Origin of the sequence: Ruegeria sp. ANG-S4 (genome assembly GCF_000814005.1) — a bacterium.
GTDB lineage: Bacteria > Pseudomonadota > Alphaproteobacteria > Rhodobacterales > Rhodobacteraceae > Ruegeria.
Genome location: NZ_JWLK01000010.1, coordinates 34,109 through 49,032 on the forward strand (window position 1 = coordinate 34,109; position 14,924 = coordinate 49,032).

Here is a 14,924-nt window from a genome sequence, read left to right on the forward strand (position 1 = left end):
GTTTTCACTGCCTGCTGCTCTTTTTTGTGCATTATGCCAAAAACCGAAAAAACTGAAATCACTTTTTGATGTTCACCTGTTCGATTAAACGCCGTTCGATGTTTTCCAGCCGCTCCAGCACCTCGTCGCGATAGGCGTCTGTCTTGACCTCATCCTCGGCATGGTGCGCATCCTGCATCGAATTAACGATCAGACCAACCAGCAGGTTCACCACCGCGAAGGTCGTCACCATGATAAACGGGACAAAGAACAACCAGGCGTAGGGATAGACCTGCATCACCGGGCGGACAATGCCCATGGACCAGCTTTCCAAAGTCATGATCTGGAACAGCGTATACGCCGAAAGGCCCAGATCACCGAACCAGTCAGGAAAGGAATACGAGAACAGCTTGGTCGAGATCACGGCACCGATATAAAACAGGATCGCCATAAGAAGGAACACGCTGGCCATGCCCGGCAGAGCCGAAATGAAGCCTTCAACCACCCGGCGCAGACGTGGGGCGACCGAAATGACGCGCAAGACCCGCAGGATACGCAGCGCCCGCAGGACGGACAGACCGCCGCCACCGGGAACCAATGCGACCCCGACAATCACAAAGTCAAAGATATTCCAGCCACTTTTGAAAAATCGGTGCCCGGTCGCGACAAGTTTCATTGCGATCTCAGCCACGAAAATTGCCAGACAAACACTGTCCAGAAAAACGATGACGGGGCCGAAACGCTCCATCAAGCTGGGTGCGGTTTCCATACCCAGAAGGACAGCGTTGATCAAAATCACGCCGGTAATAAAGCGGGCAAAACCCGGATGTTCGACAAAGCCCTGCAAACGCTGTCTGATTCCCATTCCGGCGCTCTCCTGTAAATTCATTTCTTACCCGGCAGCCTGAAACAAGCTGCCAATTCCGTGTGCGACGACCAGCGAAACTGGTCGACCACCTGTACCCATTCAAGGGTATAGCCGGCGTCAGCCAAGTGCTTGGCATCACGCGCAAAACTGACAGGGTTACACGACACATATGCGATCACCGGCGGTTTGGCCTGCGCCAGTTCAATAACCTGCGCTTCTGCCCCGGCGCGCGGTGGATCGAGCACAACCCCGTCAAAACGATCGATCTCATCCGGCATCAATGGTCGGCGAAACAAATCTCGGGTCTCGGTGGTAATCTTCTTCAACCCTTCGGCCCTGCGCCAACCCTGATCCAGAGCCCGGGTCATAGCCGCCTCGCCTTCGACCGCGTGAACCTCGGCAGATTGCGCCAATGGCAACGAGAATGTTCCGCTGCCGGCAAATAGGTCAGCCACCTTCTTGCGGTTCTGAACAATCTCTAAAACTGCCCTTGTCAGAGCCTGCTCACCGTCCTTGGTTGCTTGCAGAAACGCACCCGGCGGGGGCGTGACGTGCGCTGATCCAAAGCGTTGCGTGGGAGCATGCCGCATGGCGATCACCTCATCGTCCCACGTTAATCGGGCAAGGTCGTGTTGCTCGGTCGCTTGCGCAAGCGCAAGTTCCAGCGGCCCATCCAGTGATTTCCCGCCCTTGACCGAAACATCCAAACCGGCGTCGGACAGCGTCAGCGTCACCGCTAGTTCAGCTTTGCGGCTGCCACCCAAACTCCCCAGCGCCTTGGCCACAGGTATTGCAGCGGTCAATTCCGGTTCAAGCAGATGGCAGTCCAGGAGTTCTGTTATGGTTTCCGAGGCCCGCCCGTGAAAGCCTGCCAAAGCGCCCTTTTTGGTGCGGCGCACTGCGATGGTCGCGCGGCGGCGGGATCGCTCGGGTGAGGTATGAATCGGTCGCATCAAGGTGTTCAGGCCTTGCGCCGCAAGGGCATTGCGCACCACCTCAACTTTCCAGTCCGCAACAAACCGGTCCGAGGCATGCTGCAACTGGCAACCACCGCAGGACCTGTAGTGCGAGCAGGGTGCTTTGACGCGGTCTTCCGAGGGTGTTTTCACACGTATATCAATAAGTTGATTGCCCTCGACAGTCCCACTCACCACTTCGCCGGGCAGCGTTCGGGGCGCGTAAATCGGTCCCTCGGCAATGCCGTCACCCTGATGACCAAGGCGAAGAATGGTGATGTCCTGTGTCATGGCCCGCCTGATAGCGGGCTATGCGGGGTAACAAAAGCCTTATTCGGCAGCCTCGGTCTGGATGAATCCGCCGGATTGGCGATGCCAGAACCGCGCATACAATCCATTTTTCGCCAGAAGCTCTTCGTGCGACCCGTTTTCGACAATCTGGCCCTGCTCCAGAACGATGATCCGGTCCATTTCACTGAGTGTGGACAAGCGGTGCGCGATGGCCAAAACCGTCTTGCCCTCCATAACCCGGTGAAGCGCGGTCTGGATGGACGCTTCGACCTCGGAATCGAGGGCCGATGTCGCCTCGTCCAATACCAGGATTGGAGCGTCCTTCAGAATCGCGCGCGCAAGTGCAATCCGCTGCCGCTGACCGCCGCTTAGTTTGACACCACGCTCGCCCAGATGCGCGTCATAGCCGGTCCGCCCCTGCGCATCCTGCAGCGCCATGATAAAGTCATGTGCTTCGGCCTTCTGCGCCGCTGCAACCATTTCCTTTTCAGACGCGTTCGGATTGCCGTACAGGATATTGTCCCGCGCCGATCTGTTGAACATTGCGGTTTCTTGCGTGACCATGCCAATCTGACTGCGCAGGCTGTCCTGCGTCACCAGAGCTACATCCTGACCATCAATCAGAATTGCTCCCTTTTCCCTGTCATAGAGTCGAAGGAGCAGCGAGACCAACGTTGATTTTCCGGCACCCGACGCGCCAACGATTCCCAGCTTTTCGCCCGGTTTGACGGTCAGGCTCAGATCGGTGATGCCGCCCACGTCGCGCCCGTAAGCAAAGCTGACATTCCGGAACGCAATCCCTCCGTCCGGGACAGTAAGACTCTGTGCGTTCGGTGCATCTTCGACGCGGTCCCGTTTTGTGAGGGTTTTCATGCCGTTTTCGATCTCACCAACATGGGCATAAAGCCCCATCAAGGTGAAGCTCACCCAACCGGTCATCTGCGCAATCCGGATCGAAACGGCACCAGCCGCAACGATATCTCCCGCCGTCGCGCTCCCGCCCTGCCACAACAGCAAGGTCGCACCCAACAGCAGCACCGGAAGGACGCCAGCCAGCGTCATCAGGATGAACCGGAAGCTGGCGGACAGCTTACCGAAATCCAAGGAGCGTTCGCGCAGTTCAACCATCGAGTCGCGGGCGGCCTGATCCTCGGCAGCGGAATGGGCAAACAGCTTGACCGTCTTGATGTTCGTGATCGTGTCCACAACCTGCCCAGTGACCGTTGCCCGCGCTCCGGCACGCGCGGCCGAGCGGACGCGAATACGAGGCAGGTACCACCGTACCAGCAGGAAATAGACCGCAAGCCAGGCGACAAACGGCAACATCACCAGCGGATGAATAGAGCCTAACAAAAGCAAAGACCCTGCCAGAGACGCCAGTGCAAACACAATTGCGCTGATCGTCTCAGAAACGACCGAGGCCATTGCGTTCGAGGTTTGCATCTGCTTCTGCGCTATGCGTCCGGCAAAATCGTCATCGAAATAGGTAACGGATTGGCCCAAAGTCCAACGGTTCAGCCGAGCCAGCACCAATGGCGGAATATTCGGCATAACGATGTAGTTGTTGGACACCGAAGACAGCCCGAACAAAATCGGGCGCAGCAACATGAAGAACGCGACCGCAGCGAGAATTTTCCAAAGGTTGTCACCGGACAGCAAATTCTCGGGACCGCTAGCGGTTACGACGTCAATCACCCAGCCCAGAATCCAGGCCGTTCCGGCCTCCATGGCACCTGCAAAGGCAGAAAAGAATGACGCGGCAAAAAGCATCGGCCACGCCCCTGACAAGCACCAGAGAATAAACGCCCCCAGCGTTTGCGGCGGGGGCGTTTCGGTGGACCTGAACGGTTGGATCAGATCGGCAAGTCTCATTCAGCGGCCTCCGGGTTCATAAATCCGCCGGATTGCCGCGTCCAGAACTGCGCGTAAAGACCGCCTTGTGCCAAAAGGTCAGAATGCGCACCCTCTTCCACGATCCGACCGCCATCCATTACCAGAATGCGATCCATCTGGGCGATGGTGCTGAGCCTGTGGGCGATGGCGATTACGGTCTTACCTTGCATCATGCCGTACAGCGTCTCCTGAATCGATGCCTCGACCTCGGAATCTAGCGCAGAAGTGGCTTCGTCCAACAGCAGGATTGGCGCGTCTTTCAAGATCACACGCGCCAGCGTCACCCGTTGGCGTTGGCCGCCGCTGAGCTTGACGCCCCGCTCGCCGACATGCGCGTCGTAACCGGTGCGCCCCTGCGGGTCTTGCAGATCGAGGATGAACTCGTGCGCCTCGGCCTGTTTGGCTGCTGCGATCATCTGCTCTTCGGTAGCATCCGGGCGCCCGTACAGGATATTGTCGCGGACCGAGCGGTGCAGCAAGGCACTGTCCTGCTGAACCATCCCAATATGACTGCGTAGACTGTCCTGCGTGACATCCGCGATGTTCTGCCCGTCAATCATGATCGCGCCACGCTCGACGTCATAAAACCGCAAAAGCAGCTTTACCAGGGTCGATTTCCCGGCGCCAGACCGCCCAATCAAGCCGATCTTTTCACCGGGTTGGATGGTCATGTTGACGTGATCCAGACCACCGGTTTTCCGGCCGTAGTGATGCGACAGATTGTGGATTTGGATCTCACCTTTGCCAAGTTGCAACGGCTTGGCGTCCGGCGCATCCAGCAGGTCTATCGGCTGGGCAATCGTTTGCATCCCTTCGGCGACAACGCCAAGTTGGCGGAAGAAGCTGGTCAACGCCCACATGATCCATCCGGTCATTGCATTGAGGCGCAAGGTCAACGCGGTCGCCGCCGCAACCACACCGACGGTGGCACTGCCTTGCATCCACAACGCAATCGCCCAACCAACCACGCCGATGATCAGCAGGCCGTTCAATGTGACCAACGCGGCATCCATGATGGTGAAAATCCGCATCTCAACCTGAAATGTGCGCCGCGTTTCCTCGATGGCCTCGCGGGCATAATCCAGCTCCTGCTCGGCATGGGCGAACATTTTGACGGAATGGATGTTGGTGTAGCTGTCCACGACCCGACCCGTCACCGCGCTCCGCGCATCGGATGCAGCTTGTGAAGCGGGGCCGACGCGCTGCACCGTCCAGTTCACAAGCAACCCGTAAAGCACAAACCATATGAGCAAGGGCAGCAGCAAGCGCGGGTCCGCCGCCATCAGCAAGATTGCGGCACCCACCAGATAGGCGATCGAGAAGGAAATGGCGTCGAACACCTGAAACACTGCCTCGCCCGCCGCTGGCGGGGTCTGCATGATCCGATTTGCAATCCGACCCGCAAAATCATTCTCGAACCAGCCAACCGATTGACGCAGAACGTGTTTATGTGCTCTCCAGCGAATGAGCGTTCCGAAATTCGGCAGAATCGTGTTGTTCAGCAAAAGCACGTCCACAATGTGCAGCAGTGGCCGCAGCAGCAGAACAAATGCGGCCATCAGCAGCAGTTCGGTGCCGTGCAATTGCCAGACCTCGGCCGGGGGACCAGACAATAGGTCCACGACCCGTCCCATATAGTAGATCAGGCCAACCTCGACCGCGGCCACTACAACAGAAATCAACCCAGCCCAAAAGAACACACCGTAAAATGGCCGGGAATAGTCCAGCATGAATGGCCACAACCGCGTCGGCGGCGTGTCGGCTTCCTTGTAGGCGACAAAAGGGTCAACGAGGTTTTCGAAATAGCGAAACATGGAGAGCGCTCCGAGTTGAGCAAATAATAGGTCATGCGAAGAAAGATGGCGCCAAAACACCACCCTTACGGGTCAAGTGTCCTGGCTTTAGCCGAACCAGATCCCGTAATACATTCGCATTCCTCCATCCATGTGACAGGCGCACACTAGCCACAAAAAAACAGGTTTGTCATCCCCTTTTGAGACTTCAATTTATTTGGCCAGCAATTCGTCGCGGGTCATGGTGAAATCTGATGCGATCCACAGCGCCTCGAGTTGGGCCAGCTTTTCGCCCAGCGCAGCGCCGGTAAATTCGGGGATCAGGTCCTGCGCCCTGATTGGAAACCGCGCGTTGGCACCGGTTTCCAAAGCCTGGGCCAGCTCCGGCGACCATGGCTGCTCCAGAAAAGCACAGCGCAGCAGCGTTTCGTGCAGCCCGCCTTCGGCACCATACCGAAATCCCAACTCAGCAACCCCGGCGGACCCGGCCGCCTCATCCCGCATGCGGGTCAGCCGTTGCATCTGTGCGCGACTAAGGCGCAAGGTTGCCGCCACATCCGGCGCCGCAATGGCCGCCAAACGTCGAATGGGATCGGGTGTCGCGCCAGCGTAGCCTTCAAGTTTGACCAGAATCGCCAAAGCCCGATCATCAGCGCCTGGCAGGATCTGTGCCAGAACTCCCGTCTGTCGCATCGTCGCAACCGATGGGGCGGGATCCGGCGCGCCAAGCAGCTTCAACAGTTCGGCCCCAACCCGCTCGCGCGACAACCCGGTCAATCCGTCCAGGTTCCCGGCTATCGCAGACAGCGCGTCGGCATCGAAACCCATGTCCGCATCGCCGTACCATGCGTGAAACCGGAAATAGCGCAAGGAACGCAAATAATCTTCGCGTATGCGGGCTTCTGCCGATCCGATGAAGCGCACGCGGCGCGCTTGCAAATCCGGCAGACCGTTCAACGGGTCCAGAACAGAGCCATCGGGACGGGCATAAAGCGCGTTCATGGTAAAGTCGCGACGGGCGGCATCTTCTTCGACGTTGTCCGAGAACGCCACAACCGCACGGCGGCCGTCCGTTTCCACGTCGCGGCGAAATGTCGTGACTTCATGCGGAACACCATCACTGACAACAGTGATTGTGCCGTGATCAATTCCGGTTGGAATGGCCTTCAGACCCGCCTCTTTGGCCAAAGCAACGACCCGGTCCGGTCGCGCATCCGTGGCAATATCGATGTCCGAGACGACCTGGCCCAACAACGCATTGCGCACGCAACCGCCGACGAACAGCGCCTCTGATCCGGCATCGGTCAGCGCCGCGCAAACCGCTTGCGTTGCGGGCAGTGTGATCCAATCGTCCGTGATCCGTGTCATTCGCTTACCCGTGCCGCCAATCCTCGCAGTATTCGTGCGGTTGCGCCCCAAATGTAATAAGGGCCGTAAGGAACGGTGTAATAGTAACGCCGTTCTCCCCGCCACCTGCGCGACTCGACGATATAATTTGCCGGGTTCAACACGTGTTCAAGAGGAACTGAAAACACCTCTTCCACTTCGCCGGGCTCTGGAACTGGGTCGAAGGGGTGTTCTACCACCGCAACCACGGGTGTCATGGAGAAAGACGTGACCGTTTCATGGGTCGGTAAATGACCTAGGATGCGCGGAAGATCCGGCGGCAGGCCTATTTCCTCTTGCGCCTCGCGAAGCGCCGTTTCGGCGACATTTCTATCACCCTCGTCCTGCTTGCCGCCGGGAAAGGCAATCTGGCCGGGATGATGCTTCAAAGCTGACGAGCGTTTGGTCAGGATCAGCTGTGGCGTTCGTTCCGTCATCAAGACCGGGACAAGAACACCGGCAGGGCGCAGTTTTCGTCCTGCCGGCACAACAACCTGCGGGTTCAGGTCAAAGTCGCTCGACCTGTCGCCCGCACGATTCAGGGCCGCAATCAGATCCGAAATCGTATCAGGCACGGCCTGTATCTTCTGCCTCGAACCCGACTGTTCTGGGATCCAGCACGTAATGGGCGCCGCAGAACTGGCAATCCGCCGTAACCGTGCCTTCCGGGGTGGTCATCGTCGCGATATCCTGTGCCGAGTAGATCGACAGGCTTTGCCGCACGCGTTCTTCCGAACAGGTACATCCGAACTGCACCGGCTGGGCATCATAGACGCGCGGCTGTTCCTCGTGGAACAGGCGCACCAGCAGGTCGGTGGGCGCGATCGAGGGTCCGATCAGCTCGAGATCATCGACGGTGTCGAGCAGGATGTTGACGCGGTCCCAGTTTTCGCCTTCTTCCCCGTCCACCAGATCGGTGGCCGTCAGGATGTCACCGGTCCCTTCGCCCGACGCGGCAAAGGGTGAGGCCTTGGGCATGTGCTGCAACATGACACCCCCGGCGCGCCAGTGTTCACCAACGCCCGGCTCGGTCGATTTGCCGAAGCTCAGCGAGAACCGGGTCGGCAGCTGTTCGGACTGCGCAAAATACGCCTCGGCACAAGCGCTGAGCGACCCGCCCGCCAGTGGAGTGATTCCCTGATAGGGATGTGTGCCTTCGCCCTGATCGATCATGATGGCAAAATATCCCTCACCCACCTGATCAAAGGGGGCGGCATCGGTCAGCCGGTCACGGTCAAAGCTGGCATAGGCGCGAATCTTTGCGGGTTCGCCTTCTTCCGTCGGGGCGTAATAATCGGTCGCGATCATGCGCACCGCGCCTTTGGACTGCACCTGCAACGAAAGCTTCCAGCGCAACGAGATCGTCTGCCCGATCAGCGAAGTCAGCAAGGCCATCTCGGCCACCAGCGCCTCGACCTTTTCGGGATAGTCGTGCTGCTTCAGGATGCCGTCAAGCACACCGTCCAGCCGGGCCACGCGGCCACGCATGTCCGATACATCAAGTTGAAAGGGCAGGACGGTATCGTCCCACGCGATTTTCGTTCCAAGAGACATGAGGGTTTCCTTACACGCCACGGGTTGGCATACCGCCACCATATAGGTCTAACAAACCGGGTTGAAAGGGGGCATTACATGATCAGACGTTTCGGGGAAAGCCCCGTCCCCGGTCAAAAATACACGCGCCGGATCGGCGTTTATTGTCTGTTGCCGCAAAATCATCGTTTGCTTCTGACCTGCCAGCTGGAACCGGGCCCGGACCTGCAGCTGCCTGGCGGCGGCATCGACCCGGGCGAGTCACCGATCACAGCCTTGCACCGCGAAGTGTTTGAAGAGACAGGTTGGTTGATTGCCGCTCCGCGCCGCGTCGGAGCTTTCCGGCGGTATGCCTATATGCCCGAATACGACCTATGGGCCGAGAAAATCTGCCTGATCTATCAGGCACGGCCTGTGCGCCGCCTCGGGCCACCGAGCGAACCGCTTCACGAGGCGATTTGGATGGACACGGGTGATGCGGCTCAAATGCTTGGCAATGCCGGCGATCGTCATTTTGCCATGCGGTGCCTGCGCGGGCTTTAAGGGCCGTTGTATTCGAAGAAAACTGCCGAAACATCATCGTCCATTGCGCCCTTGGGTGACATCGCCTGTGTCAGGCGCCAGAACATGTCATCCAGAAACTCTGATCCGACTTTGGCATCCGTTGCGCAGTCAATCGCCATGTCACGCAGCCCATCTTCGTCCAGCAGTGACCCGTCAGTCAGGCGGCATTCCGTAAATCCGTCTGAATACAGCAACAGCTTGTCGCCGGTTTGCAAGTAGGTTTCGGTTTGCTGAAACTGCGCCTCCGGCAACAAACCGATGGGCAATCCGCCTTCTCCCAGGAATTCGGCGCGTCCATCCTGGCGCAGCAACAGCGGATGCGGATGGCCCGCCTGCACCATTTTCAGGTGACCGTTCCGCAGATCGATGATGGCATAGACCATCGTAAAATACTCTTCGATCCCGGTGTCTGCCACCAGCCGGGAATTCAGCAGGGCGGCAACCTCTTCCGGGGGGAGCAGCGCGTAGAATTTGTTGAACCGCCGCTCCATCGCGACGTTCTGGTCGAAATGCGAGCTGGACAGGTACCCGCCCAACCGTGCGGTCATCATTGCCGACGTGATCCCATGACCCGAAACATCAATGCTGTAAAAGCCAAGCCGGTTCACCCCCGGCGAGAACATCCCCACCAGATCGCCACCGATATGGCCGCAGGGCTTCAACAGCAGACTGACTTGGGACTTGCCAAATGTCCGTCTGAGTTCGGGGACCAAGGATTCCTGAATCTTGCGCGCCTGCATCAGATCCTTGTCAATCGCATCATGCGCCACGCGCAACTCTGCCAGCGCGGATTCGATCAAGCGATTTTTCTCGGACAGTTCACGCTGCATCACCAGAATTCGCGCGCCTGCCGCAATTCGCGCCCGCAGCTCGTCAGCCTCAAGCGGTTTGATCAAAAAGTCATCGGCACCAGCGTCCAGACCGCGCGCCACCTCCTGCTTTTCGCTTTTTGAGGTCAGCAGTATGAAATAGCTGTACCTGTCAGTTCCCATCGCCCGAAACGCCTGACAGAATTCCAGCCCGCTCATCCCCGGCATAACCCAATCGCTGAGAACAAGGTCGGGCGGATCCTCGCTGCAGATTGCAATTGCATCCTCGCCGCTGTCAGCCTCCAGCACCTCAAACCCCCATTTCTTGAGCGAGGCTGCCAGAATGCGGCGTTGCAGGCGGCTGTCGTCAACGATCAACACCTTCCGTATTGCACCAAAATCCGGATTGATCCTGGTTTCCGCATGACTGGTTTGTGACACTTTGACTTTCCTGATCGCCCGCGACGCCGACACACTAGTGGCTGGCCACTTAACATCGGGTGAAGGTGGGATACAGGGTCGCTTTAACCGGCTGTTTACGCAGCTTGGCATACCAATGGGTATCGTCCATCAAGACGGAGGCGGGCCATGATACACTGGCCAAGGGTCAAACAATTGCGTCACGAGGTCGGGGCAGACGAATTCGATGAGGTCGTCCAGATTTTTCTGGATGAAGTGGCTGAGGTTATGGCGCGGCTGCCTCGGGAGATAGAAAACCGTCAGATGGAACAAAACCTGCATTTTCTCAAGGGCAGCGCGCTTAGTCTGGGCTTTGAGCAGTTTTCGAAACTCTGCCAGGACGGAGAAAGGCGCGCTGCCGCGGGCGACGGCAAGGACGTCGACATTCGCCAGATCATTACCAGCTTTGACCAGTCCAAAGCTGTTTTCGATGCTGAGTTGAAGCAGAACCTTGGCTAGATAACAAACTGTGCCAACGTTTCGTCTTCGGTGATGTCGGTGTAAGTGAAACCGGCATCATCCAGATGCGCAAACAGACGCATGAAGTTCTCGGGCCTGCGGGTTTCGATGCCAATCAGGACCGAACCAAAGTTTCGCGCCGACTTCTTCATATACTCGAATCTGGCGATATCGTCTTCGGGGCCGAGGATATTGAGAAACTCCTTCAATGCGCCGGGCCGCTGAGGCAGGCGCAGAATGAAATACTTCTTAACGCCGGAATAGCGCTGCGCACGCTCCTTGACCTCGGGCAGGCGTTCGAAGTCGAAGTTCCCACCCGAGGTGACGCAAACAACGGTTCTGCCTCGGATAAAGCTTTGTACATCGCCAATTGCTTCGATCGCCAATGCGCCGGCTGGCTCCAGCACGATGCCTTCGACATTCAACATCTCGATCATGGTCGCGCATATGCGGTCTTCGGCCAATGTCAGCACGTCCGACAAATGGCGGGATTTAAGCAGCTCGAAGGGTTTCTCGCCAATCCGCCCAACCGCAGCGCCGTCGACAAAGGTATCCACATGATCCAGTGAAACCGGGTGACCCGCAGCCAAAGCTGCACGCAGGCAGGCCCCGCCAGCAGGCTCGACAAACAAGCAATGCGCGCGATCCGCAAACCACGTGGCCACACCTGACGACATGCCACCGCCACCAACCGGTAAAACAACGTGGTCCGGCACGGAACCCAACTGTGATTCAATTTCAACCGCGAGTGAGGCTTGGCCCTCAATCACATCTGCATCATCGAAAGGCGACAGAAAATGCCCGCCCTGCTGGGTGCACCACGCCTGCGCTGCGGCCAGCGTGTCGTCGAAATAGTCGCCGGTCAGATGAATCTCGATATTGTCGCCGCCGAAGATGCGCGTTTTCTGAATTTTCTGCTGGGGCGTTGTCACCGGCATGAAGATCACGCCCTTCACATCCAGATGCTTGCACATATAGGCCACGCCCTGAGCGTGGTTGCCCGCGCTGGCGCAGACGAACAACTCCTGACCCTGTTGCTTGCGCATGGCATTGAACGCGCCGCGGATTTTGTAGGAGCGCACCGGGCTGAGGTCTTCTCGTTTGAGCCAGACATCCGCGCCATAGCGGTCGGACAAATGGGCGTTCCGCTGCAACGGTGTTGCCGGAAAGACGGAACGCATCGCTTGCTCGGCGGCGCGGGCGCGGGTCATGAAATCAGTCATGTCTATGTCACTGCCGGATCACCTCGGAAAGGGCAAGGCGAACATGGGCGCTCAGGCGAGGTCGCGCTTTTCGATGAAAACCCCGTACATGGTTGTGAAGATGCTGACGTTGACAAGCGGAAGCACCAGGGTTCCAAAGAAAACCGCCAGTAAAATACCAAGTACAGGAATTATGGCCAGCACCGTGAACACCAGCTGCACCAGTACCTGAAAGAGAAAGGCGGAAAGCAACAGCACCAAAATGGCACCCGACACACCAGTGGTCGCGTTCCAAGCTTCGGTCAGCGAGATTGGAGAGCCAATCGCCGCTGCCGGCAGGATTATGGACAGACGGTAGAAGCAGATGATGAGAAACACCATGTAAACAACGGCGACGATAACCGAGATGCCCGCCAGGCTTTCGCCCAAAGCGACAAAGACCAGGCCCATGGGTATGAACGCAATCGTCATCAGGATGCCCAACAACAAAAGCCGCCCAAAATAGGCAAGGATTCGATCAAAGCGGAATGTCGGAAGTATTCCCGTCGGGTACTCCTCCATCAGAATGAAGCGGTGCCACGCGACCGCGATCCAGAACATGGTGAAGAAAAGCACCAAAACCACCACGAGCATGAAAACCGAGAAAGTGCCTGCGGTGACACCGGGCGGCAAATCGCTGGTGTTTTCGTCCAGCGCGTCAAGTGGAATGCCAAGGGCAAGGAAGAGCCCCACAATGATCAATGTGGCCAACAATGCTGGCCCAACCGTGATCTGGAGAACCTGTTTCAGGTTTCCAAAAACCATACGCACCGAGTGCATGAAAATCTGCCAACCCAACATTCAAATAGTCCTTGCTATTGATCCTAATTCTAATTCTGCCCTTTCACCTCAATTCCCCTACTTCGTCAACGCTCATAACTTGCCCCCGCGTCCAAAACCCGTTAGGGGCCAGTCGTTCTACGCATAAAGGGAAGTCAGATGTCCGCGCCAAAGAAAGTTGTTCTGGCCTATTCCGGTGGCCTTGATACCTCGATCATTCTGAAATGGCTGCAGACCGAGTATGGCTGTGAGGTCGTCACCTTCACCGCCGATCTGGGTCAGGGCGAAGAGCTGGAGCCCGCCCGCAAGAAGGCCGAGCTGCTCGGGATCAAGCCCGAGAACATCTATATCGAGGACATCCGCGAAGAATTCGTCCGCGATTTCGTCTTTCCGATGTTTCGCGCCAATGCGCAGTACGAAGGTCTGTACCTGCTGGGCACCTCTATCGCGCGGCCTCTGATCTCGAAACGACTGGTGGAGATTGCCGAGGAGACCGGGGCCGATGCCGTGGCACACGGCGCGACCGGCAAGGGCAACGATCAGGTGCGGTTCGAACTGGCGGCTTACGCGCTGAACCCCGACATCAAGGTGATCGCACCTTGGCGTGAGTGGGACCTGACCAGCCGCACCAAACTGCTGGAGTTTGCCGAGGCGAACCAGATCCCGATTGCCAAGGACAAGCGTGGCGAGGCTCCGTTCTCGGTTGATGCCAACCTGCTGCACACTTCGTCCGAGGGCAAGGTTCTGGAAGACCCCGCCGATATGGCGCCGGACTATGTCTATCAGCGCACTGTCCACCCCGAGGATGCGCCGAATGAGCCGGAATTCATCGAAATCGGCTTTGAAAAAGGGGATCCGGTCAGCATCAATGGCGAAGCAATGAGTCCCGCGACGATCCTGACCAAGCTGAACGAATATGGTGGCAAGCACGGCATTGGCCGTCTCGATCTGGTCGAGGGCCGGTTCGTTGGCATGAAATCCCGCGGTATCTACGAAACGCCGGGCGGCACCATCATGCTGGAAGCACACCGTGGGATCGAATCCATCACCATGGACCGCGGCGCGATGCATCTGAAAGACCAGTTGATGCCGCAATATGCCGAGCTGATCTATAACGGGTTCTGGTACAGTCCCGAACGCGAAATGCTGCAGGCCGCCATCGACAGATCGCAAGAGTATGTCACCGGAACCGTTCGCTTGAAACTATACAAGGGCCTCGCCTCGACAGTGGGCCGCTGGTCGGAGCACTCGCTATACTCCGAGGCGCATGTGACGTTCGAAGAAGACGCCGGCGCCTATGATCAGAAAGATGCTGCCGGGTTCATTCAGTTGAACGCTCTGCGTCTGAAACTGCTGGCGGCGCGGGACAAGCGGTTAAGCAAGTAAGAACCTTCGATCCAAAGACCAGCCCCGGTGCCCCAACGGGCACCGGGTTTTTTCTTTGCGCGCTTCCCGTTGGGTCAGGCTTGTCCGAGACGGCGATTGTTCTCTACGCATGCATCAACTCAGGAAAGGACGGATCATGCTGCAGGATATCGCTGACGGAATTCAGAAAGGTCTAAATGGCAAGGGTTTTGACGGGTCGTTGAAATTCGACTGTGGCGAGGATGGCGTGATCGTGTTGGCCGAAAACACCGCCTCGACCCAGGATCGTGAGACCGATTGCACCATCCGCATCTCGCGCGACAACCTGACCAAACTGTTGACAGGCAAGCTGAACCCGATGACGGGCGTAGCGTTGGGCAAGCTGAAGATCTCGGGCAATGTGGGTGTTGCCATGAAGCTGGGGCAGCTTCTGGGGTAAGGTCCGAAGTAACGGTCGTTCACGGGTAAACTCGTCTCACCAGCACGTGACAATCAATGTCAGCGCATTGCAAGCGTCGGAAACAGAAGGCAGCTTGGTCGTGGAAGGA

General features: G+C 57.8%; 14 protein-coding genes. 4 read left to right on the forward strand and 10 right to left on the reverse strand.

The features are described 5' to 3' along the window. Positions 1-58: 58 nt before the first annotated feature. From RA28_RS21180 to hslO, 7 genes are all read right to left on the reverse strand, one after another. Complete coding sequence (locus RA28_RS21180; RefSeq protein WP_039533391.1) at positions 59-844, reverse strand: ion transporter; 786 nt, start codon at positions 842-844, stop codon at positions 59-61. Between the two features lie 20 nt (positions 845-864). Continuing rightward, positions 865-2,094: a class I SAM-dependent RNA methyltransferase gene (locus RA28_RS21185; RefSeq protein ID WP_039533143.1), complete on the reverse strand. Its 1,230-nt coding sequence runs from the start codon at positions 2,092-2,094 to the stop codon at positions 865-867. Between the two features lie 39 nt (positions 2,095-2,133). Next, a complete protein-coding gene (locus RA28_RS21190) occupies positions 2,134-3,966 on the reverse strand; it encodes an ABC transporter ATP-binding protein (RefSeq protein ID WP_039533145.1) in 1,833 nt (610 codons plus the stop codon). Further along, the gene (locus RA28_RS21195) at positions 3,963-5,801 is read right to left on the reverse strand and encodes an ABC transporter ATP-binding protein (protein WP_039533147.1); all 1,839 of its coding nucleotides are present in this window, start codon (positions 5,799-5,801) and stop codon (positions 3,963-3,965) included. Before RA28_RS21195 ends, RA28_RS21190 begins: the two co-directional genes overlap by 4 nt. A gap of 192 nt (positions 5,802-5,993) precedes the next feature. Further along, entirely contained in the window at positions 5,994-7,148 is a 1,155-nt protein-coding gene (locus RA28_RS21200; protein WP_039533148.1) for a CCA tRNA nucleotidyltransferase, read from the reverse strand. Next, a complete protein-coding gene (locus tag RA28_RS21205) occupies positions 7,145-7,741 on the reverse strand; it encodes a CoA pyrophosphatase (protein ID WP_039533150.1) in 597 nt (198 codons plus the stop codon). The genes RA28_RS21200 and RA28_RS21205 overlap by 4 nt, the downstream gene beginning before the upstream one ends. Continuing rightward, positions 7,734-8,720, reverse strand: coding sequence for an Hsp33 family molecular chaperone HslO (hslO, locus tag RA28_RS21210; protein ID WP_039533152.1), 987 nt, complete (start codon positions 8,718-8,720; stop codon positions 7,734-7,736). Before hslO ends, RA28_RS21205 begins: the two co-directional genes overlap by 8 nt. Before the next feature lie 78 nt (positions 8,721-8,798). On the opposite strand from hslO, the gene RA28_RS21215 reads away from it, so the two are divergent. Beyond that, complete coding sequence (locus RA28_RS21215; RefSeq protein ID WP_039533154.1) at positions 8,799-9,242, forward strand: NUDIX hydrolase; 444 nt, start codon at positions 8,799-8,801, stop codon at positions 9,240-9,242. Here RA28_RS21215 and RA28_RS21220 read toward each other — a convergent pair. Then, positions 9,239-10,513, reverse strand: a complete 1,275-nt coding sequence (locus tag RA28_RS21220) for a PP2C family protein-serine/threonine phosphatase (RefSeq protein WP_052261564.1) — start codon at positions 10,511-10,513, stop codon at positions 9,239-9,241. The genes RA28_RS21215 and RA28_RS21220 overlap by 4 nt on opposite strands. A 147-nt stretch (positions 10,514-10,660) precedes the next feature. Here RA28_RS21220 and RA28_RS21225 point away from each other — a divergent pair, with 147 nt between their 5' ends. Then, on the forward strand, positions 10,661-10,990 hold the full coding sequence (locus RA28_RS21225; protein WP_039533156.1) for an Hpt domain-containing protein: 330 nt from the start codon (positions 10,661-10,663) through the stop codon (positions 10,988-10,990). Here the strand turns inward: RA28_RS21225 and ilvA are convergent. After that, positions 10,987-12,213 carry a threonine ammonia-lyase IlvA gene (ilvA, locus tag RA28_RS21230; protein ID WP_039533160.1) on the reverse strand — a complete coding sequence of 409 codons (1,227 nt, stop codon included), beginning with the start codon at positions 12,211-12,213 and terminating at the stop codon, positions 10,987-10,989. The genes RA28_RS21225 and ilvA overlap by 4 nt on opposite strands. Before the next feature lie 51 nt (positions 12,214-12,264). Beyond that, complete coding sequence (locus tag RA28_RS21235; RefSeq protein ID WP_039533163.1) at positions 12,265-13,032, reverse strand: hypothetical protein; 768 nt, start codon at positions 13,030-13,032, stop codon at positions 12,265-12,267. Positions 13,033-13,170: 138 nt separating this feature from the next. On the opposite strand from RA28_RS21235, the gene RA28_RS21240 reads away from it, so the two are divergent. Beyond that, positions 13,171-14,397, forward strand: a complete 1,227-nt coding sequence (locus RA28_RS21240; RefSeq protein WP_039533165.1) for an argininosuccinate synthase — start codon at positions 13,171-13,173, stop codon at positions 14,395-14,397. 136 nt (positions 14,398-14,533) lie between these two features. Then, positions 14,534-14,815: an SCP2 sterol-binding domain-containing protein gene (locus tag RA28_RS21245; protein WP_039533395.1), complete on the forward strand. Its 282-nt coding sequence runs from the start codon at positions 14,534-14,536 to the stop codon at positions 14,813-14,815. The last annotated feature ends 109 nt before the right edge of the window (positions 14,816-14,924 follow it).